Genomic DNA, 20,200 nt, shown 5'->3' with positions numbered 1-20,200 from the left:
CGATGCCAACCGGCTTGCGTTGCCAACGCTGCGAAGCCGCCTTCGCACACGTGAGTAGGCTGTCAGCGTGGCCAAGACGTTCGTCGGCTCCCGGATACGACAGCTGCGCAGCGAACGTGGATTCAGCCAGGCGGCGTTGGCCCAGATGCTGGAGATTTCGCCGAGCTACCTCAACCAGATCGAGCACGATGTGCGGCCGCTGACCGTTGCGGTGCTGTTGCGCATCACCGAGGTGTTCGGCGTCGACGCCACCTTCTTCTCGTCCGAGGACGACACCCGGCTGGTCGCCGAACTCCGCGAAGTGACAATGGATCGCGACCTCGACCTCGACGTCGACATGACCGAAGTCGCCGACATCGTCGGCACGCACCCGGCGATCGCCCGTGCGATCGTCAATCTGCATCGCCGCTACCGGATCACCACCGCGCAGCTGGCGGCCGCGACCGAAGACCGGTTCAATCTCAACACCGGAGGCAGTGGCTCGGCGTCGATCTCCATGCCGCATGAGGAAGTCCGCGACTACTTCTACCAACGGCAGAACTATCTGCACGAACTCGACACCGCCGCTGAGGATCTCACCATCCGCATGCGGATGCACCGAGCCGAGTTGTCGCGGGAGCTGGCCGACCGCCTCACCATGGTGCACGGCGTGCACATCATCCGCCGCATCGACATGGGCGACACCGTGCTGCACCGCTATGACCCCGTCGCGCGCACGCTGGAGATCAGCAATCACCTGTCGTCGGGCCAGCAGGTCTTCAAGATGGCCACCGAGCTGGCCTACCTGGAGTGCGGTGACTTGATCGACAAGCTGGTCGACGAGGGCAAGTTCACCAGCGAGGAATCGCGCAAGCTGGCGCGCCTCGGGTTGGCCAGCTACTTCGCGGCCGCAACGGTGCTGCCGTATGGGCAGTTTCACGACATGGCCGAGAGTTTCCGCTACGACATCGAACGGCTGTCGGCCTTCTATCAGGTCAGCTACGAGACGATCTGCCACCGGCTCTCCACCCTGCAGCGGCCGTCCATGCGGGGCGTCCCGTTCTCGTTCGTCCGGGTGGACAAAGCCGGCAACATGTCGAAACGCCAGTCCGCCACGGGTTTTCACTTCTCCTCCGCCGGCGGCACCTGCCCGCTGTGGAACGTCTACGAGACGTTCTCGAACCCGGGCAAGATCCTGGTTCAGATCGCTCAGATGCCGGACGGGCAGAACTACATGTGGGTGGCACGAACGGTCGAGCGGCGGGCGTCGCGTTACGGTCAGCCGGTCAAGACCTTCGCGATCGGACTGGGCTGCGAGATGCGGCATGCCAGCCGGCTGGTCTACTCCAAAGGTCTGGACTTGTCCGCCGACAGCGCGACACCGATCGGCGCGGGCTGCCGGGTGTGCGAACGTGACAACTGCCCGCAGCGCGCCTTCCCGGCCCTGGGCCGGGCGCTGGATCTCGATGAGCACCGCAGTACGGTGTCGCCCTATCTGGTCAAGGAGTCCTAATGGGTCAACGCATTTCACCCGGCAGCCGGCGCGAGCTCGGCGTGCTCAACTGGGGGATCTCCCGCTTGGGCGCTAGGTCTATTCGGGCTCCCCACATGCACCTGTTCGAAGTGCTGGGCCAGCACAAGCTGTTGTTCCTGTCGTTCCTCCCGTATTCGGGCGTGCTACTGAATTGGGGCAAGCTGCCCAAGCGGGACAAGGAGTTGGTGATCTTGCGAGTGGGTCACCTACGCGGTTCGGAGTACGAGCTGCAGCAGCATCGTAGGCTGGCCCGTAGCCGAGGCGTCGATCCGGCGTTGCAGGACAAGATCTTTGCCGGGCCTACCGCGCAGGGCCTTACCGACCGCCAGCGCGCGCTCCTGACCGCGGTCGATGAATTCGTGTTGAACCGCGATTTGTCCGACGACACGTTCGCCGACCTGTCGACACATCTGACCCGCGAGCAGGTGATCGAATTCTGCGCGCTGGCAGGGCATTACGACGCTATCGCCGCCATTCTGGCGACGTTGCGGGTGCCGATGGACTTCCCCGACTAGCGCGGGCTACCCCTTGTAGGGCTGGGCCTTGTGCGTCACGACCGCCTTCGCCGTAGCCAAGGTCGTTGGTGGAATCGTGGTTGTCACGGTGTCGCCCTGGGTCATCGGACCGGGCAGTATTGGGGCCGCCACCGGCGATGAATCCACGGGCACTCCGTCGTCGAACGCGACGGTTACTCCGCCCATGGCGACCACGGCACTGCCGCCGATCACTGCCATCCAGACTTTTGCGCTTACACCACGCGGCCATTCGGCCATGACAATCCCCCTCGCAGCCCGGAGCCTCTCTGACACCGGCTGGTACGAGTCGACGCCGCGATGCTTGGGACAGCCTGAAACGGACCTGCCGAACAGCTGGCAGATCCGCTCTAGAGGTAAGTGACGCCGAGAACGATCAGGGTGAAGATCACCGGCGAGACCGGCACACAGCCCAGAAACGCCGCCCAAATTTTGTTCTTACGCTGATAAGTTCGCCACGCCAGGTATCCAACGGCCGCGGCGATCACAGCGATCACGGCAGAAAGAATCAGCACCCAGAAGCTGACATCCTCGCTGTTGGTGGCCAACGAGATGCCGATCAGCCACAGGATGTGGCCGACTACGAGTCCGCCGATACCGGCGATCAGCGTTGGCCTCAAAAGTTGATCATGTGGCCGGCGAGACCGTGGAAGCATTCCTGTAGTGCCTCCGACAGCGTCGGGTGGGTGTGCACGTTGCGGGTCAGCTCGTTGACCGTCAGGTCCCACTTCTGCGCCAGCGTCATCTCCGGCAGCAGCTCCGAGACGTCGGGCCCGATCAGATGGCCACCGAGCAATTCGCCGTACTTGGCGTCAGCGATGACCTTCACGAAGCCGGTGGGGTCGGCCAGTCCGTGGGCCTTACCGTTGGCGGTGAACGGGAACTTGGCGACCTTGACGTCGTAACCCTCGTCGCGGGCCTGCTCCTCGGTGAGGCCGAAGCTCGCCACCTGCGGCTGGCAGAACGTCGCGCGCGGCATCATCCGGTAGTCACCCAGGGCCAGCGTCTCGGCACCGGCAATGGTTTCGGCGGCCACCACGCCCATCGCCTCGGCGACATGCGCCAACTGAAGCTTGGCCGTGACGTCACCGATCGCGTAGATGTGCGGCACGTTGGTGCGCATGTAGTCGTCGATGCCGATGGCCTTGCGGTCGGTGAGTTCGACGCCGGTCTTGTCCAGACCGAAGCCTTCGACGTTCGGCGCAAAACCGATGGCCTGCAACACCTTCTCGGTCTTGATTTCCTCGGTCTTGCCGTCCTTGCTGACGGTCACGGTGACCGTCGAACCGTCGTCCTCGATCTTGTCGACCTTGGTTCCGGTGAGGATCTTCACGCCGAGCTTCTTGTACTGTTTCTCGATCTCCTTGGAGACCTCGGCGTCCTCGTTGGGCAGCGCGCGCGGCAGGAACTCGACGATGGTGACGTCGACGCCGTAGTTCTTCATGACGTAGGCGAACTCCATGCCGATGGCACCGGCCCCGGCGATGACGATCGACTTGGGCAGTTCCCGGGACAGGATCTGCTCCTCGTAGGTGACGACGTTCTTCGACAGCGAGGTGCCGGGAACGAGACGAGTGCTCGAGCCGGTCGCGATGATCGCGTTGTCGAACTCGACCTTCTCGGTGCCACCCTCGTTGAGATCGACCTCGATACTCTTCGGGCCGGTGAACTTCCCGTAACCGTGGATCTCGGTGATCTTGTTCTTCTTCATCAGGAAGTGCACGCCGGCGACGCGGCCGTCGGCGACCTTGCGGCTGCGGTCGAAGGCGACCCCGTAGTCGAAGCTGGCCTCACCGCTGATGCCGAACGTCTTGGCGTCTTTGGTGAAGATGTGGGCCAGCTCGGCATTGCGCAGCAACGCCTTCGACGGGATGCAGCCGACATTGAGGCAGACTCCGCCCCAATATTTGGGTTCGATGATGGCGGTGTTCAGTCCGAGCTGGGCGGCGCGGATTGCCGCGACGTATCCGCCAGGACCGGCTCCGAGGACGACGACGTCATAGTGGGTCACGTCGTCAGCCTATCGTCGGACGCGCGATCCATTCGAAGTAGTAGGCGCCGTGCAGCAGCGCGGCGGTGGCCACCGAGGCCAGCGGTGCCGACATCAGGGCGATGGCCAGCGCCGTTACCTGCGGCCGGTTCTGCACCATGGAAACCAGCATGCTGGCGACCGAGCAGACGATCAGGTACATGAGCACGCAGAACACCGCGGGAGTCTTGTTCAGCGAGGTGTACCACCAGAAGTACATGCCCAGACCGGCGGCGGCGGCCAGCACCCAGACGGCGGCCACGATGAACACAAACGGCCACCGCTTCATGTACTGATACGTGCCGACGACAGCGGACGGGGCGGGCGGTACGACCACCGGCTCGGCGTGCACCGATCCGTCGACCCGATGCAGGAACGCGTCGGTGTCGAAGTTCTCCAACTCACTGAACGCGATGGACTCTTCGGAGACCTGCGCCTCGGGTTCGTCGGTCAGTGCGCGGAGCACGTCGGGATGTGGGCCGGTGTCGAAGATCGGCGCGTGATGGGGCTCGGTCGACGGGAGGGAAGTCTTTTCAACCATGTGACACCACCTGAACCAGAACCAATGCCCCGAGCCAACCTGGCGCCATCGCGAGGATGAACGCCCCGACCGTTGTCATCCAGCGCCGGCCGGAGAACAGGATCAGCAGCATTCCGATGACGCTCGGGACGGCCACCACCAAACCGACCACCAGATCGGGGCGAACGGGTGTCTTGACCAGCAGGGTGGCCACGACCGCCGCAACCAGTCCGGTCACGGTGCCGACCAGCAACGCGCTTGTGAGCAGCCATGCCCGAGGCAGGGGTATCACGCTTATGAGGGTACGTGCAGTCGTCCGGACTATTGCTGAACGACTCCGGCGCGCCGACCAGGGATTGCACAAGCGTCTGCTGCGTCGGCGACCACCAGGTCGGCCCGTTCGGCGGGGCGGGCGCCACGCTCGTAGTCGGCTCCGGTCACCGCAGATTCGCTGGCCAGCAACTGGTTTTCCGCGTCGGTGAAGGCTCGGCCCCGGCTCAGAAAACGCATGCCCTCGGGGGCTTCCAAGCTGAAGCCGCCACCGCGACCGGGTACGACGTCGATCACCAGCTGGGTGTGTTTCCACGTCTCGAATTGCGGGCCGGAGATCCACACCGGGGCACCTTCGAGCACCCCGAGCAGCACGTCGCGGTCGCCGACGATGAAGTCACCGTCGGGGTAACACATCGGCGACGACCCGTCGCAGCAGCCGCCGGACTGGTGGAACATCACCGGCCCGTGCCGCTGCTGCAGGCTGTGCAGGAGCTCGGCGGCCGCCGCGGTGATCAGTGCCCGCGGCGGCGCCTGCTGTTTCATCAACGGTGCCAACTCGTTCTTCCTCGCTCCGCTCGTCAGAAGAAGCCCTGAGCCTTGTTGGAGTAGGAGACGAGCAGGTTCTTGGTCTGCTGATAGTGGTCGAGCATCATCTTGTGGTTTTCCCGGCCGATGCCGGACTGCTTGTAGCCACCGAACGCCGCGTGTGCGGGATAAGCGTGATAGCAGTTCGTCCACACCCGCCCGGCCTTGATGTCACGCCCGGCCCGGTAGGCGGTGTTGCCATCACGGCTCCACACCCCGGCCCCCAACCCGTAGAGGGTGTCGTTCGCGATCCGGATGGCGTCGTCGTAATCGGTGAACGACGTCACCGACACCACGGGTCCAAAGATCTCCTCCTGGAAAATCCGCATCGCGTTGTCGCCGGTGAAGATCGTGGGCTGCACGTAGTAGCCGCCGTTGAGGTCACCGCCCAACTCGGCACGCTCACCGCCGGTCAGGATCTGAGCGCCTTCACTCTTGCCGATCTCGATGTAGGACAAGATCTTTTCGAGCTGGTCGTTGGACGCCTGCGCGCCGATCATCGTCTCGGTATCCAGCGGATCCCCTTGCCGCACCGCTTTGGTGCGGATCGCCGCCATCGCCAGGAAGTCGTCGTAGATATCGGACTGGATCAGCGACCGCGACGGACACGTGCACACCTCACCCTGGTTGAGGGCGAACATGGTGAACCCCTCCAGCGCCTTGTCCTGATAGTCGTCGTTGGCGGCCATCACATCGGAGAAGAAGATGTTCGGGCTCTTCCCGCCCAGCTCCAAGGTGACCGGGATCAGGTTCTGGGAGGCGTACTGCATGATCAACCGGCCGGTGGTCGTTTCCCCGGTGAACGCGATCTTGGCGATCCGATTGCTCGACGCCAGGGGTTTGCCGGCCTCGACGCCGAATCCGTTGACCACATTGAGTACTCCGGCCGGCAGCAGGTCGGCTATCAACGAGATCAGATACAGCACCGAGGCGGGGGTCTGCTCGGCCGGTTTGAGCACGATCGCATTACCCGCGGCCAAGGCCGGTGCCAGCTTCCAGACGGCCATCAGGATCGGGAAGTTCCACGGAATGATCTGCCCGACCACACCGAGGGGCTCGTGGAAGTGGTAGGCGACGGTGTCCTCATCGATCTGCGACAACGCGCCTTCCTGGGCGCGGATCGCGGCGGCGAAGTAGCGGAAGTGGTCCACTGCCAACGGAATATCGGCGTTGAGCGTTTCCCGGATCGGCTTGCCGTTATCCCACGACTCGGCCAGGGCGATCGACTCGAGGTTGGCCTCGATACGGTCGGCGATCTTGTTGAGAATCACCGACCGCTCGCCCGCGGACGTCTTACCCCATGCCGGTGCGGCCGCGTGCGCGGCATCCAACGCCTTCTCGATATCGGCGTCGGTGGAGCGCGCCACCTCGGTGAAGACTTCACCGGTCACGGGCGTTGGGTTCTCGAAATACTGACCACCCACCGGCGCCACCCACTCACCACCGATGAAATTCTCATACCGAGACTGAAAAGACATGGCAGACCCCGACGCACCGGGGCGGGCAAAAACAGTCATAAGTCCTCCTCTACGAGACACTTTCGGTGATACGTGCGGTACGAACCGCCGGTGCGGTCGATGATGGCAGCACCAGTGACATGTCTACGGGATATCGCACGCTCACGTCGACACCACTGACAAAACGATATGGCTGCGCGGCAAGCAAACCGGCGAAATGCTTACGCAGACGCGATAACTCAGCGCGTACCGTGACAACCCGGCTGCGGTCGCCGTAGAGGTCGTCGGCCAGCTCGGGCGCCGACCGGCCCCGCGGATCCCGCGCCAAGATCAGCAGGATCTCGGCATGCCGCAGCGAGATACCGTGGCGCCAGCGGCCGAACTGCCCCGCCATGTCCAATGCGGGTGCACCGGGCGCCGTGAGATCCAGCTCCACCCGCGTCAGCGCCGGAGCCTCGTCGTCCTCGGCCGGCCGAACCAGCCACCCACCGGGAAGCACGTCGATATCGCAGATGCCCAGGGAGGTGATCCACGCCCGGCCCGGAGCAATCTCGTCCGGCAGCAGAATGCGATTGTGCAGCGGCAGCGAGTCGACCGCCGCCACCCAACCCTCGGAGTCGACGGCAAGCGCCGGCTTGCCGATGCGGGCCAGTATCGGGGCAGCGACCATCCGGAGCCGATTGAGCGTGCGGTCGTGTTGTTCACGCAGATGCGATTCGGCGAGCCGCGCGACCGCGTCGACCAACGCCACCGTCGTCGGGTGCACCGTCGCCGCCGGGCCGGAGACGTCGACCACCCCGATCACCTGCCCGGTGCGCGGATCGCGGATGGGCGCTCCCGCGCACGTCCAGGAATGATGCGTCCGCAAGAAGTGCTCGGCCGAGAACACCTGAACCGCGCGGTTGGACACCAGCGCGGTGCCGATGGCGTTGGTGCCCACTTCACCTTCGGCCCATCGCGCTCCTTCGATGAACCCGAGGCGGTCGGCGTTGTTGAGGACCGCCGGGGAGCCCGATCGCCACAACACCCTCCCGTGCGAGTCGGCCACGACCAGGATGTTGGTGCCGTCGGCCACGATCGACTCGAGGCCGCGGGACACCTCGTCGAGCACTGCCATCAAGCCTGACGCCCGTCGCAACGCCTCCACCGCGCCGGACTCGACCACCGGTGGGGTGCGGTTGTCGGGGTCGACGCCGGCAGACATCAGCCGCTGCCACGAGTCGCCGATGATGTCGCGAGGGCGAGCGGGCGCACGGTGACCCGACATCGTCGCGTCATAGACGGCCGACATCAGCCGCGCGTAGCTACGCGGGTCCTCGCCGAGCGCGACTGCGGGCTCAGGCACATTCGCCCCTTGCATCACTGCCGATTGTGCTCCGCATCTCAGCGGTAGACCAGGCCGCCGTCGATCAGCCCCGCCTGGCCGGTCATATAGTCCGCGTCCGGACCCGCCAGATAGGAGACGAACCCCGCCACATCGTCGGGAGTCTCGGCACGCCCCAGCGCGATCCCGCCGACGAACTTCGCATACGTCTCGCCCTCGGCAGCCCCGGTCAGCTCGGCGAACCGCTTGTCGATCTCCACCCACATGTCGGTGCCGACGACACCTGGGCAGTAGGCATTCACGGTGATGCCGACCGCAGCGTATTCCTTGGCAGCGGCCTGCGTCAGTGCGCGTACCGCGAATTTCGATGCGCTGTATACGCCGAGCATGCCGAAGCCGTCATGACCGGCGATCGACGAGGCGTTGATGATCTTGCCGCCATGGCCCAGGGCCGTGAACTTCGACGCCGCCGCCTGGATGCCCCACAACACACCGTTGACATTGATGTCCCAGACCCGGCCAACCTGCTCTGCAGTGACGTCGGCGATCGGTCCGACCAGCGCGATGCCCGCGTTGTTGACCATGATGTCGAACCCGTCCAGGGCCGTCGCGGTGTGGTCGACGGCCGCGAAGACCTGCTCGCGGTCGCTCACGTCGGCGACAAATGTTGTTGCCTTACAGCCGATCTCGGCGATCTCAGCGGCTACGGCCTCGATACCGTCGGAACGAACGTCGACAAGCCCGACGTCGGCACCGTCCCGGGCGAGCCGCAACGCGATTCCGCGGCCGATCCCCCGCGCCGCCCCGGTGACCAGAGCAACCTTTCCGTGCAAGCTCATGATTCTCCGTTCGGATCTACCAAGACTTTCATTTTCTTGCCCGCATGTAGCGCCTCGAAGCCTTCGTCGACGACGTCGTCGATCGGGATTGTGGCCACCCAGCCGGTGGTGTCGTAGGCACCGTCGGCCATCAGCGCGATGACGGATTCAAAGTCCGACCCGGTGTAGCACAGGGAGCCCTGAATGCGGCTTTCGTTCATGACGAGATTCAGAAGTGGTGTCTCCAATGGCTTTTCGTAGATGGCGACACTGACCATCGGCTTGCGCGATCCCACGCACGCCAGCGCGGTCGTCACCGCAGGCGTGACGCCGGCGGCGTCGAACACCGCATCGGCACCGTTGCCACGGGTGTGATCGGCGATGAATGTCGGGACGTCGATCGCTGCCGGGTCGAGCGTCGTGGCGCCCAGGGATTCGATGGCAGCGCGCCGGGTGGCGGACGGCTCGACCACGAAGATGTCGTCAACGCCCTTGCCGCGCAGGGCAAACCACAACCCGATGCCGATCGGCCCGGCTCCGAACACCATGGCGGTGTCGCCGCCGCCCACGTCACCGAGGGTGGCGGCGTGGTAGGCCACCGACATCGGTTCCACGAGCGCACCGAGTTCCAACGACACACTGTTGGGCAGCTTGTGCAGCATCGATGTCGGGACGACGGTGAATTCGGCCATACCTCCGTCGGACATCAATCCGTGAAAACCGATGTGTTGGCACACGTTGTAATTTCCGGCGCGGCAGGGTGCGCAGTCGCCGCACTTGTAGATGGGTTCGACGGCTACCCGATCGCCTTCAGCCCAGCCGGTGACGCCGTCGCCGACGGCGGTAATCGTGCCTGAGAATTCGTGGCCGATGGTCAGCGGTAATTGCTGGCCCGTCAGAGGGTGCGGCGAGGTCGGTACGAAGATGGGTCCGGCGTAATACTCGTGCAGGTCGGTGCCGCAGATCCCGTTGAAGCCGACCTTGAGCTTCACGGTGCCCGGCGCCGGCTCCGGCTCGGCGACTCGTCGATCTCGACCTTGTTGGGTCCGTAATAGACAGCTGCTTTCATGCGGCCGTTCTATGTGACGGCGACCACATCTCGAAAGAGTTGCAGGGGGTTGCACAACGGGTGGCCTCACGGGGCAGACTGAGTCATGCAGGTCTTCGACGTGGTGATCGTCGGGGCGCGCTGCGCGGGGTCGCCGCTGGCCGTCCCGGCTCGCCGACATGCTGCCTGCCGGGCTCGCCGATAAGTCGGCCGTCGACGAGGCGACTAAGCGGTGGTGGCGCTGGCGCGACCGCGACGCCTACGCCATGCATTGGTTCGCGACCGACATTGGCGCACCTGGGCCGTCGACGCCAGTACTCACCGAGGTGCTGCGCGGCATCGCCGACGACGCACACGCGCGCCACACACTGATGCGGGTGCTCAACCACGAGGTCGCGCCGAAGCATCTAGTCACACCCCGGCGGCTGGCGATCGCGGCGGGGCGCGCGGTGCGCAGGCGTCCGCGTCATATCGCGTCGACCGGTCGCGAAGTGGCGGCCGCGGTCCGCAACGAGATCCACCGCCGCAGGTCGGCCCGAGCGCGGCCGGCGGAAATGAACGTCCGCTAGCCGTTGCAACGGTTCGCAACTCTTGCACGCACCCTGGCGTGAGGTGTGGTCTGGCTCACATGACATCGACATTGGAACCTCAGGCGACCCTCACCCCGCAGCAGCGGGTCGACGAGTGGCTCGCCGACTTCGAGGCCGCACTGGCGGCCCGGGATATCGACCGTGCCGTCGGCAAGTTCGCCGTCGACAGCTTCTGGCGCGACCTCGTCTCGTTCACTTGGAACATCAAGACCGTCGAAGGTCGCGACCAGATCGCCGACATGCTCGGCGCCCGCCTCGACGGCACTGATCCATCGGGCTTCCGTACCCGTGAGACGCCGACCGCCGACGGTGAGGTCACGTCGGCGTTCATCGAGTTCGACACCGCCGTTGGCCGCGGCACCGGTCACCTGCGCCTCAAGGGTGATCAGGCCTGGACTCTGCTCACCGCCCTGCAGGAACTGAAGGGTTTCGAAGAAGCCAAGGGGCCGACGCGTGCACTGGGCGCGGTACACGGCGACGACCCCGATCCGCGCTCGTGGGCGGAGAAGCGGGCAGACGAGGAGGCCCAACTGGGCCGAACGGTCCAGCCTTACGTCCTCGTTGTCGGCGGCGGTCAGGGTGGTATCGCGCTGGGCGCACGGCTGCGTCAACTGCGGGTGCCGGCGATCGTCGTCGACACGCACGAACGGCCCGGGGACCAATGGCGCAAGCGGTACAAGTCGCTGTGCCTGCATGACCCGGTCTGGTACGACCATCTGCCCTACCTACCGTTCCCGCAGAACTGGCCGGTCTTCGCCCCGAAGGACAAGATCGGCGACTGGCTGGAGTTCTACACCCGGGTCATGGAGGTGCCGTACTGGCCGAAGACGACGTGTCTGTCCGCGTCCTATGACGAAGCCGCCCGACAGTGGACCGTCGAGGTCGACCGAGACGGCGAGCGCCTCACGCTGCATCCGACCCAGCTGGTGTTGGCGACGGGAATGTCGGGCAAGCCCAGCGTGCCGACGCTGCCCGGACAGGACATCTTCCGCGGCGACCAACACCACTCGTCGGCGCATCCGGGACCGGACCCCTACGTCGGCAAGAAAGCCGTCGTCATCGGCTCAAACAATTCCGCGCACGACATCTGCAAGGCGCTGTACGAGAACGGTGTCGACGTGACGATGGTGCAGCGGTCCTCCACCCATATCGTCAAATCGAGCACTCTGATGGATATCGGTCTCGGCGACCTGTACTCCGAGCGCGCGTTGGCGGCGGGCATGACGACCGAGAAGGCCGACCTCACGTTCGCGTCGCTGCCCTATCGCATCATGCACGAATTCCAGATTCCGCTGTACGACCAGATGCGCGAGCGCGACAAGGACTTCTACGACAGGCTGGCGGCGGCGGGCTTCGAATTGGATTGGGGCGCCGACGGTTCCGGGCTGTTCATGAAGTACCTGCGGCGCGGGTCCGGCTACTACATCGACGTCGGCGCCTGCGACCTCGTCGCCGACGGCAGGATCAAACTCGCCCACGGCCAGGTCGATCGCCTCACCGAGGATTCGGTGGTGTTGGCCGATGGCACCGAGCTGCCCGCCGACGTCGTGGTGTACGCCACCGGCTACGGCTCGATGAACGGGTGGGCCGCCGACCTGATCGGACAGGAGGTCGCCGACAAAGTCGGCAAAGTGTGGGGGTTGGGTAGCGACACACCCAAGGACCCCGGACCGTGGGAGGGCGAACAGCGCAACATGTGGAAGCCCACCCAGCAGGACAACCTGTGGTTCCACGGCGGCAACCTGCACCAGTCGCGACATTACTCACTGTATTTGGCGTTGCAGCTCAAGGCGCGCTACGAGGGACTCGCCACCGAGGTGTACGGACTACAAGAGGTGCATCATCTGAGCTGATACCGCTGCCCGCAGAATGGAGGGCATGGCTGACGACGACCCGTACCTGTGGCTCGAAGACATCGCAGGCGACGAGCAGCTCGACTGGGTGCGCAAGCACAACGATCCGACCATCGCCGAGTTCAGCGGTGAGCTGTTCGAGCAGCTGCGCAGCGAGGCGTTGGAGGTGCTCGACACCGATGCGCGGATTCCCTATGTGCGCCGGCGCGGCGAGTATCTGTACAACTTCTGGCGCGACGCGACCAACCCGAGAGGCTTGTGGCGGCGGACCACGCTGGAGAGCTACCTGAGCGAGGATCCCGAGTGGGACGTCATCATCGACGTCGACGCGCTCGCGGCGGCTGACGGTGAGAAGTGGGTGTGGGCAGGCGCCGACGTCATCGAACCCGACCTCACCCGCGCACTGGTGTCCTTGTCGCCGGGCGGCTCGGATGCGGCTATTGTGCGCGAATTCGACATGCTGGCACGGGAATTCGTAGTCGACGGATTCGAGCTGCCCGAAGCGAAATCGCGTGTCTCCTGGGAGGACGTCGACACCCTGCTGGTGGGAACGGATTTCGGACCCGATTCGATGACCGAGTCCGGCTATCCCCGGATGGTGAAGCGGTGGCGGCGTGGCCAGCCGTTGGCCGACGCGGAGACGGTATTCACCGGTCCGGTCACGGACGTGGCCGTGGGGGCGTCTGTCGACCGGACCCCCGGGTACGAACGCACGCACGTGAGCCGAGCCGTCGACTTCTTCAACGATGAGGTGTACGAGCTGCGATCCGGCGAACTCATTCGCATCGATGCGCCGACCGACGCCGGCCTGACGATTCACCGCGAGTGGCTGCTGATCGAATTACGCAGCGACTGGGAGACGGGCACGGCGTCCTACCGGACCGGGTCACTTCTCGCCGCGAAGTACGACGAGTTCCTCGCCGGCACAGCAGAATTGGCCGTGGTCTTCGAGCCCGACGAACGTTCCAGCCTGCACCAGTACTCGTGGACGCTCGATCGGTTGCTGCTGGTGACACTGGTCGATGTGGCCAGCCGAGTGGAGATCGTGACGCCGGGATCCTGGAGTCGGGAACCGGTCGCGGGCGTCGAGGGAAACACGGTGATCGTCGCCACCGACGACGTCGGCGACGAAATCTTCTTGGACTCCAGTGATTTCATCACACCGTCGCGGCTGCTGTACGGCAAGGCAGGCGCCGAGCTCACCGAGATCAAACGGGCGCCGTCGTTTTTTGACGCCGCGGACTTGGCGGTGTCCCAGTATTTCGCCACCTCCGATGACGGCACGGCGGTCCCCTACTTCGTCGTCGGCCACAAGCACGATCAGACGCCGGGCCCGACGCTGCTGGGCGGATACGGCGGATTCGAGGTGTCTCGCACTCCGGGTTACGACGGAGTGTTGGGTCGGATGTGGCTGTCGCGAGGCGGTACGTACGTGCTCGCGAACATCCGTGGCGGCGGCGAGTACGGACCGAGCTGGCACACGCAGGCGATGCGCGAGGGTCGGCACAAGGTGGCCGAGGACTTCGCCGCGGTGGCAAGCGATCTCGTCGCCCGCGGGATCACCACGGTCGCGCAGCTGGGTGCGCAGGGCGGCAGCAACGGCGGCCTGCTGATGGGCATCATGCTGACGAAATACCCGCAGCTCTTCGGTGCGCTGGTGTGCCAGGTTCCACTGCTGGACATGAGGCGGTTCCATCTGCTGCTGGCCGGAGCATCGTGGGTGGCCGAGTACGGCGACCCGGACGATCCGCAGGACTGGGAGTTCATCTCGGAGTATTCGCCATACCAGAACATTTCGACGGACAAGCGCTATCCGCCGGTGCTGGTCACGACGTCGACACGGGACGACCGGGTGCATCCGGGTCACGCCCGGAAGATGACGGCTGCGCTCGAAGCGGCGGGGCACCCGGTCTGGTACTACGAAAACATCGAAGGTGGCCATGCCGGGGCGGCCGACAACGCGCAGACCGCCTTCAAGTCAGCGCTGAGTTACTCGTTCCTGCATCGCATGCTGGGCTGATTGGGTGAATTGACCAGCGCGGATGACGTAGTACCCTCTACCTAGCAGCTAACTCGCCAGGGGGTGTTCAGTGCAGGTCGACGTCGATGAGATGCGGTCGGGCGCAAACCGCTCGTACAACGCTGCCTCGTTTGCGATGGAGGGCGCCGACGCGCTGAGCCGCGTGAATCCGGCGTCGGGGATCTTCGGTGCGTTCCCGGCGGCAGAGTCGTTCCACGGCGCGCTGTCGGAGGCGCACAGTGACCACGTCAAACGGTTGCGCCACCACGAGAACCGGCTCGGCGTCCTGGGCGATAAGGGGCACAAGACCGCGTCGGTGTTCGTCGAGATGGAGGAGCGCAACGCCGAAGCTCTGCGTTCAGTGCTGTGACCGAATACCCGAGCCTGGTCCATATCAGCGTCGCCGCCCTCATCGGCGAGGCCGGCGGTGATCCATGGAAGGTCGACGAGACGCTGCAGAGCGGAGACCCTGGCGCGATCGCCGACCTCGGGCGTGCGTTTTACAGCGCCGGTGCCTGCACGGCCGAGACATACGCGGAGTTCGAACAGGCACAGCAGCGCTTCCGGGCGTCGTGGAACCGAGAGAACGGCGAGCACCCGATCAATGACAGCGCAGAGGTTCAGCGCGCCACCACGCGATTGATGGTTCAACGGGATCAGCTGCCCGCGATCGGTGCCGACCTTTCCAACATCGCCGCGAACCTTGCTGAGACGCAGCGCTTTTCCGGCATGCAGGTGGAGAACCTCAACACGCAGTTGCACTACATCGACGCGCTGATTGATCAAGCGTTGGCGCACGATCAGGACACTTCGGCGTTGGAGGACAACGCGATCGCCGCGACGTCCGGGGTACTACATCAGGTGGAAGCCCTTCGTGACGATTACGGCGCCAAGTTGGAGGCATCGCTGACGGACCTGCGTGCCGAGCACGGCTACGATCCCGCACCGATCGAGGACGTCGACGGAGATGGTCAGCCTGGACTCGAGCAGCGCGGCCGGGAGTCGACCGACTACTACGACGCAAACCAGCGTGCCAAGGACGAGGCGCTGGTCAACAGCGACGGGCCGATGACTCAGGAAAAGGCCGATGCCGCAGCGCGTTTGCGCGATTTCGCCACGGCCACGAATCCGGCGGCCGACGCCGATGCGCGACGGCTCGCGGGCGAACGACTCGACGATTTCCGGATGGCGCATTTCGTCGGGCCGTTGCCGAAGGACCCTATCTTGGGTGGCGATGCTCGGAGCCGCGCGCAAGGCCGACTGGATCTGCAACGAAAGCTGGAGCAGGGGCTGTACGGTCTGCCTCCGATGTCGGCAGACCAGGCGACGCAGGCGCTCGACGAGGGAGAGCAATTCGGACGCGTCGTTGCGGTAAAGGAAGCAATGACTGCGCTCACGAGTCAGGGCATGTCCGAGGACGGCGCAAAGCTGGTGATCAATGACTTGCTCCATCGAGCAGGCGATGTGGCTGATGGGGCAAGCCTTCCACTCAAAGGCGTCGAAACATACGCCGAAGGTGTACCCCAGGGGCGCCACGCGAAGCTGACTGATTTACTCTCCCCGGAAGACGCGAAGATATGGCGCCCCATCGCGAAGTACGCTGGCACAGCAGGAGATGTGCTGCAGTTTGGGATTGCGGTGAATGACTTCATTCATGGCGGGGACAACAAATACGAAGAACTCGGAAGTGCCACCGGCGGGATATTCGGTGGCGCGGCCGCGGGATGGGGTGCTGCTGCGGCCGCCGGATCGTTGACGGGTCCATGGACCACGGCAGCAATCGTCGTCGCCGCAACCTTCCTCGGCGGCCTCGGCGGCGAAAACCTCGGAGGCAGAATCGGCGGCTACTTCGACCCGAGCATGGCGGGCGGCGGCGGAAAGAGTTGGTAGCAATGCAACATCTGTTCGGCTGGACGGCCCTTATCGCCCTTGCCGCGGGAACGCTGCTCAGCATGTTTCCGCTATGGAAGTCCGCTAAGCTCTCGCCCGACTCGATCCAACGTCGCGTTTGGTGGACCGGCTGTGCGGTGACTACGGTGTCGCTGTTCTGCTCCCAGTTGCCGTATTGGCAAGGTGGGCTGTTCGTTGCCGTCATGACAGTCCTCGTCCTATTCGCGGTCGCCGGCTTCTGGACCAACTTCATCAAGATCAACGGACGCGTCTATGGCGCCTTCAGCCACAACCGACCCGACCGGCCGCCGGCATTAGCCCCCGTCGATCCCGATGACTGACCGCCTTCTCTTCGCAGGAGGGCTGGCGGAGGGATTCATTGGAGTGTCCGCAGTTATCCTGCCTGTCAACGTAATTTGGAAGCGCCGCACCTATTGGACCGGGTGGATTGCCGGGGCCATCCTGCTGGCCTCCTACGTCTCGGACCACGGCCCGATGCCCGCAGCGCTGACAGCAGTGACGTGTCTGGCAGTGGCTGCCTTATACGCGTTCTATTCGACGCCATTCATCAAGATCGGCGGCCGAGTTCGTACCTTCTGGATCAGCGATGCCCGCGAAGATCCCGACGAGCCGCCAGCACCTGCAGACAGCTATCTCGAACGCGTGACTGCCTGCAGCATGTGGTGGAACACGGCCCTACTCAGCATGGTCACTGGTGGGTTCGCCTTAGCCACCGGATGGCTTGCGCCAGTTGGCATCATGGGCGGTGCGTTACTAGCTGCGCCGCTGGCGGCGACAGGGCACCTCGATCGGAAAGATCGCTTCCCAATCGCGCGAGGTCGATACCTTCCATTCGCCATCGTGGTGCTCGGGTCGGTACCGACACTGCTCTGGCCCGTGGCCGTGTACTTCGTCGCCTACTACATGACTACTCCAACACCTCGCGACGACGTCGCGCACCAACCCTTCCTCGAGCATGACTCTTGAAACCTGGTCGCACTGGCTGTTCATCGCCGGCTGTGTAGCACTCGGCGCCGGCTGGCTCGGCACTGCATTCGTCAAGGATCGTCAGTACGAGCGCTGGCTGTATTGGTTCGGCTCGCTCACCGGCGGCGCCTTCGTCTCCCTGAGCCTCGCCGATCGAGGGTGGAACACAGTTGTCATCGTGGCGGTGGGGCTAGCCCTCGTCATTGTTTTCCAGGCGTATTTCAAGACGCCCTACATCCGAATCCGAGGTCGCAACCACGCGTTCTCCATGCAGGACAGCGCGCCTGACCCAGCCGACGTCGACCCGGATGAACCGCCCTCCATGCCGCCGCGGGACAGCTATCCCGGACGCATCACTGCCCGGAAAGCCTGGTGGCTGTTCGTCGCCATCGTTGCGATTCCGGCATTGGGCGGTGCACTGACCGGTTGGGATGCTAAGACCCTTCCCTCTGCGGGGTTGGTGTGCCTGGGTGCGCTCGTATCCGGCATCGACGACGCGACGCGCAAGCTTCCTAAAGCGCGCGGCCAGACCACCCAAGCGATCATCGCTGCCGCACTGTCGATTTCGATGGCATTCCTGCCGGCAATCCTCTACCTACTCGGCTACCGCATCGGCACGATCCGCCCGATGGGCTACGGCTTGCGGGACCCGGTTGCCCGGCACTACGCCAAGGAAGACGACGAGTGACTCACCCCAGCACGTGCCGCCCGACGATCATCGGTAGGTCCAGGAACGTCCGGATTCCGGGTGCGGCCGCGCACACCGGTGAAATCGCATGCACCGCATGCATCGCCGTGCCCAGACAACCCTGATCGGTTTCGTCTTCGCCGTGCGTGGCGATCTTCGATTCGAGCACCATGGACGGCTCACCCTCGACGGTGACCTTCCAGCCCCGCCCGGTCGGCCACTCCGGCGCCTGGTCGTCGCCGAGCCGGGTGATGTGTTCCACCGTCATCACGGGCCGCCCGTTCACGACAGCCGTGTAACCGAACCGCTGGGCCGCGACAGTCCCGGCCTCTACCCGACCCGCCTTGATATCGAAAGCCTCGGCAGCCAAGGCGATCTCGCGATGGTAGACGAAGTCGTCGACGGTCACACCCAACCCGTCAGCCAATAGCATCAGCGGCGCCCGGAACGTCACCCTGGCCAGCGCCGCATCGGCCATCGGAACCGGCTCGTCGGGTCGCTTGCCGAATCCCATGATGTCGAACAACATTGGGGCGCTGTCGTAGGTCGTGTAGTCCATCAACTCCTGCACCAACAGCGAGTCGATGCGGCTGAACAACCCCGACATCGTCAACGGCAACACCTCGGCGGCCCACCCCGGCTCGATACCGGTGCCATGGAACGACGTCGCGCCCGCCGCGCACGCCTCCGACAATCGCTCCACCACATGAGCACCCAAGCTGAGCGGATAGATCAGCGCGGTCACTGCCGTCGACACCACGTTCTTGCCCGACGCCAGCAGCCGGCAGATCTCGTCGACCGCACCCATCGGATTCATCTCGCCCTGCGGCATGTAGAGCACGCAGTCGGCGTCCAGCGCGACGATCTCCTCGACGTCCTTGGTGGTCTGCACGCCGACCGGCCCGATTCCGCACACCTCACCCACATCGCGGCCCGCCTTGGCGCCGCTGTAGACCAGCGCACCGACCAGCTCCAGGTCCGGATGCCGGTGCACGGCCGCCACCGCATGCTTGCCCACCGAACCCGTAGCCCACTGGATGACCTTCAGCACTGGGCGATCGTACTGTAACCCGTTCGGTAATGCCCTCGATTTATAAACCGTGAGGTTCAGTCGGCAGCAAGTAGCGCCTGGGCGTCAGTCAGCGACCGAAGGGTGTCGTTGAGATGGGTGCACGTCGAGATACCGGTGAACTCGGTGCGGACGCGATCGCGCACCTCGCCCACCGCCATGCCGACGACTCGCTGCGCGCTGGCCAAGGCGCCCGGGCATTCCTGCCAGGGCAGCACCCGTGCCTCCGCCGTCAGGCGCGAAATCGAGAGCGAGGACAGGTCGATCTCACCGACGACGGTGTACTCGTGCACGATCGTCTCGATGCCCTCGGCATCGACGTGGGAGTCGCGGAAATGCGCGTCGAACGCGGCCGCTGCGCCGTCCTGGAGAACATCAAGCCTGCGCATCCGCCGCATCCCATGCGGGCGAAGGGGTTCCGCGGGGTGCATCTCCCCCAGCGGCGGCGCGAGTGGCCCACGCACGCACGGCATCAGCAGATTGCGCCGGGAGAAGTCGACGGCCGATGCACCGGGAGCGAAGCCCGAACAGATACCGGTCAGATGGTCGGATATGCCATCCGACATCGGCCACTCCACCCCGGCGGTGATGTCGGCGTGATGCGCCCCGTACCCCGTCACCAGCGACGCGCCGACCCAGTCGTCGAGCAGAAGGTAAAGAGCGGGCGAGCCCGCAGCGTCGCTTCCGAGTAGGTCCCTGACGATTGCACGGAAACCCGCCCCCACCCGTGCGCCCCGCAGTCGGCCCAATCGTGGGTCGTCGCAGCTGATCTCAGCGATCACGCGATCGGTCAATCGCGCCACTACGACAACGTCGTCGAGCACGTCGTGGTTGCCCGACGAATTCGACCGAATGTCACGAGCACGCAATTGCACATCGGCCGTGTGGGGGTCCTGCGGATGCGTGTCGATCGTGCTCGTCCTGCGCCGCGTTCCCGGCCGCAGGGGCGGCCACTCGGTGACGGGCCTCTGCGGGCCGACGATGTCGGTGACGAAAGGCATGG

21 protein-coding genes and 1 pseudogene are annotated in these 20,200 nt (G+C 64.8%); 10 read left to right on the top strand and 12 right to left on the bottom strand.

The features are described from left to right. Positions 1–67: 67 nt before the first annotated feature. Positions 68–1,492: an acetate metabolism transcriptional regulator RamB gene (ramB, locus tag K0O64_RS03490; protein WP_096309856.1), complete on the top strand. Its 1,425-nt coding sequence runs from the start codon at positions 68–70 to the stop codon at positions 1,490–1,492. Further along, positions 1,492–2,028 carry a carboxymuconolactone decarboxylase family protein gene (locus K0O64_RS03485; protein ID WP_096309855.1) on the top strand — a complete coding sequence of 179 codons (537 nt, stop codon included), beginning with the start codon at positions 1,492–1,494 and terminating at the stop codon, positions 2,026–2,028. The genes ramB and K0O64_RS03485 overlap by 1 nt, the downstream gene beginning before the upstream one ends. A 6-nt stretch (positions 2,029–2,034) precedes the next feature. On the opposite strand, the gene K0O64_RS03480 is transcribed toward K0O64_RS03485, so the two are convergent. The 10 genes and pseudogenes from K0O64_RS03480 to K0O64_RS03435 form a co-directional block, all read right to left on the bottom strand. Next, positions 2,035–2,286 (bottom strand): hypothetical protein, encoded by a 252-nt coding sequence (locus K0O64_RS03480; RefSeq protein WP_217353554.1) that lies wholly within the window; start codon positions 2,284–2,286, stop codon positions 2,035–2,037. Positions 2,287–2,396: 110 nt separating this feature from the next. Beyond that, positions 2,397–2,666, bottom strand: a complete 270-nt coding sequence (locus K0O64_RS03475; protein ID WP_096309853.1) for a hypothetical protein — start codon at positions 2,664–2,666, stop codon at positions 2,397–2,399. Further along, positions 2,663–4,057: a dihydrolipoyl dehydrogenase gene (gene lpdA, locus K0O64_RS03470; protein ID WP_096309852.1), complete on the bottom strand. Its 1,395-nt coding sequence runs from the start codon at positions 4,055–4,057 to the stop codon at positions 2,663–2,665. Before lpdA ends, K0O64_RS03475 begins: the two co-directional genes overlap by 4 nt. Positions 4,058–4,061: 4 nt before the next feature. Continuing rightward, on the bottom strand, positions 4,062–4,616 hold the full coding sequence (locus K0O64_RS03465; RefSeq protein ID WP_096309851.1) for a hypothetical protein: 555 nt from the start codon (positions 4,614–4,616) through the stop codon (positions 4,062–4,064). Next, positions 4,609–4,887, bottom strand: a complete 279-nt coding sequence (locus K0O64_RS03460) for a putative holin (RefSeq protein WP_071947746.1) — start codon at positions 4,885–4,887, stop codon at positions 4,609–4,611. Before K0O64_RS03460 ends, K0O64_RS03465 begins: the two co-directional genes overlap by 8 nt. Before the next feature lie 29 nt (positions 4,888–4,916). Next, positions 4,917–5,411 (bottom strand): DUF779 domain-containing protein, encoded by a 495-nt coding sequence (locus K0O64_RS03455; RefSeq protein ID WP_096309850.1) that lies wholly within the window; start codon positions 5,409–5,411, stop codon positions 4,917–4,919. 35 nt (positions 5,412–5,446) lie between these two features. Further along, a complete protein-coding gene (adh, locus tag K0O64_RS03450) occupies positions 5,447–6,970 on the bottom strand; it encodes an aldehyde dehydrogenase (RefSeq protein ID WP_096309849.1) in 1,524 nt (507 codons plus the stop codon). Positions 6,971–6,980: 10 nt separating this feature from the next. Further along, positions 6,981–8,270 (bottom strand): GAF domain-containing protein, encoded by a 1,290-nt coding sequence (locus K0O64_RS03445; protein ID WP_096309848.1) that lies wholly within the window; start codon positions 8,268–8,270, stop codon positions 6,981–6,983. A 23-nt stretch (positions 8,271–8,293) separates the two neighbouring features. Continuing rightward, entirely contained in the window at positions 8,294–9,073 is a 780-nt protein-coding gene (locus K0O64_RS03440; protein WP_096309847.1) for an acetoin reductase, read from the bottom strand. Next, positions 9,070–10,121 (bottom strand): annotated as a pseudogene (locus K0O64_RS03435) (2,3-butanediol dehydrogenase). The gene K0O64_RS03440 and the pseudogene K0O64_RS03435 overlap by 4 nt, the downstream one beginning before the upstream one ends. A gap of 158 nt (positions 10,122–10,279) precedes the next feature. On the opposite strand from K0O64_RS03435, the gene K0O64_RS03430 reads away from it, so the two are divergent. From K0O64_RS03430 to K0O64_RS03395, 8 genes are all read left to right on the top strand, one after another. Next, positions 10,280–10,669: a PIN domain-containing protein gene (locus tag K0O64_RS03430; RefSeq protein WP_096309845.1), complete on the top strand. Its 390-nt coding sequence runs from the start codon at positions 10,280–10,282 to the stop codon at positions 10,667–10,669. 59 nt (positions 10,670–10,728) lie between these two features. Then, positions 10,729–12,543, top strand: a complete 1,815-nt coding sequence (locus K0O64_RS03425) for a flavin-containing monooxygenase (protein ID WP_071947753.1) — start codon at positions 10,729–10,731, stop codon at positions 12,541–12,543. Between the two features lie 16 nt (positions 12,544–12,559). Further along, positions 12,560–14,563, top strand: a complete 2,004-nt coding sequence (locus K0O64_RS03420) for a prolyl oligopeptidase family serine peptidase (RefSeq protein WP_071947754.1) — start codon at positions 12,560–12,562, stop codon at positions 14,561–14,563. A 70-nt stretch (positions 14,564–14,633) separates the two neighbouring features. Beyond that, positions 14,634–14,933, top strand: coding sequence for a DUF2563 family protein (locus K0O64_RS03415; RefSeq protein WP_071947755.1), 300 nt, complete (start codon positions 14,634–14,636; stop codon positions 14,931–14,933). Continuing rightward, the gene (locus K0O64_RS03410) at positions 14,930–16,453 is read left to right on the top strand and encodes a putative alpha/beta hydrolase (protein ID WP_096309843.1); all 1,524 of its coding nucleotides are present in this window, start codon (positions 14,930–14,932) and stop codon (positions 16,451–16,453) included. The genes K0O64_RS03415 and K0O64_RS03410 overlap by 4 nt, the downstream gene beginning before the upstream one ends. 2 nt (positions 16,454–16,455) lie before the next feature. Next, a complete protein-coding gene (locus K0O64_RS03405; RefSeq protein WP_096309842.1) occupies positions 16,456–16,794 on the top strand; it encodes a hypothetical protein in 339 nt (112 codons plus the stop codon). A 43-nt stretch (positions 16,795–16,837) separates the two neighbouring features. After that, a complete protein-coding gene (locus K0O64_RS03400) occupies positions 16,838–17,440 on the top strand; it encodes a hypothetical protein (protein WP_125477379.1) in 603 nt (200 codons plus the stop codon). Beyond that, positions 17,430–18,128, top strand: coding sequence for a hypothetical protein (locus tag K0O64_RS03395; protein ID WP_096309840.1), 699 nt, complete (start codon positions 17,430–17,432; stop codon positions 18,126–18,128). The genes K0O64_RS03400 and K0O64_RS03395 overlap by 11 nt, the downstream gene beginning before the upstream one ends. A gap of 1 nt (position 18,129) precedes the next feature. Here the strand turns inward: K0O64_RS03395 and K0O64_RS03390 are convergent, their stop codons facing one another. Then, positions 18,130–19,179, bottom strand: a complete 1,050-nt coding sequence (locus K0O64_RS03390) for an NAD(P)H-dependent amine dehydrogenase family protein (RefSeq protein ID WP_096309839.1) — start codon at positions 19,177–19,179, stop codon at positions 18,130–18,132. Between the two features lie 56 nt (positions 19,180–19,235). Then, on the bottom strand, positions 19,236–20,198 hold the full coding sequence (locus tag K0O64_RS03385; RefSeq protein WP_096309838.1) for a DUF2889 domain-containing protein: 963 nt from the start codon (positions 20,196–20,198) through the stop codon (positions 19,236–19,238). Positions 20,199–20,200 lie beyond the last annotated feature (2 nt).

Origin of the sequence: Mycolicibacterium pallens (genome assembly GCF_019456675.1) — a bacterium.
GTDB lineage: Bacteria > Actinomycetota > Actinomycetes > Mycobacteriales > Mycobacteriaceae > Mycobacterium > Mycobacterium crocinum.
Note: the sequence above shows the minus strand (reverse complement) of the source record. Positions and strands in the feature narration are given on the sequence as shown.

Excerpts from the sequence above, each read along its gene's own strand:
- adh (WP_096309849.1), bottom strand. The coding sequence starts at position 6,970 with ATGACTGTTTTTGCCCGCCCCGGTGCGTCGGGGTCTGCCATGTCTTTT.
- K0O64_RS03440 (WP_096309847.1), bottom strand. The coding sequence starts at position 9,073 with ATGAGCTTGCACGGAAAGGTTGCTCTGGTCACCGGGGCGGCGCGGGGG.
- K0O64_RS03420 (WP_071947754.1), top strand. The coding sequence starts at position 12,560 with ATGGAGGGCATGGCTGACGACGACCCGTACCTGTGGCTCGAAGACATC.
- K0O64_RS03465 (WP_096309851.1), bottom strand. The coding sequence starts at position 4,616 with ATGGTTGAAAAGACTTCCCTCCCGTCGACCGAGCCCCATCACGCGCCG.
- K0O64_RS03430 (WP_096309845.1), top strand. The coding sequence starts at position 10,280 with ATGCTGCCTGCCGGGCTCGCCGATAAGTCGGCCGTCGACGAGGCGACT.
- K0O64_RS03425 (WP_071947753.1), top strand. The coding sequence starts at position 10,729 with ATGACATCGACATTGGAACCTCAGGCGACCCTCACCCCGCAGCAGCGG.
- K0O64_RS03395 (WP_096309840.1), top strand. The coding sequence starts at position 17,430 with ATGACTCTTGAAACCTGGTCGCACTGGCTGTTCATCGCCGGCTGTGTA.
- K0O64_RS03485 (WP_096309855.1), top strand. The coding sequence starts at position 1,492 with ATGGGTCAACGCATTTCACCCGGCAGCCGGCGCGAGCTCGGCGTGCTC.
- K0O64_RS03405 (WP_096309842.1), top strand. The coding sequence starts at position 16,456 with ATGCAACATCTGTTCGGCTGGACGGCCCTTATCGCCCTTGCCGCGGGA.
- K0O64_RS03445 (WP_096309848.1), bottom strand. The coding sequence starts at position 8,270 with ATGCAAGGGGCGAATGTGCCTGAGCCCGCAGTCGCGCTCGGCGAGGAC.
- K0O64_RS03480 (WP_217353554.1), bottom strand. The coding sequence starts at position 2,286 with ATGGCCGAATGGCCGCGTGGTGTAAGCGCAAAAGTCTGGATGGCAGTG.
- K0O64_RS03455 (WP_096309850.1), bottom strand. The coding sequence starts at position 5,411 with ATGAAACAGCAGGCGCCGCCGCGGGCACTGATCACCGCGGCGGCCGCC.
- K0O64_RS03385 (WP_096309838.1), bottom strand. The coding sequence starts at position 20,198 with ATGCCTTTCGTCACCGACATCGTCGGCCCGCAGAGGCCCGTCACCGAG.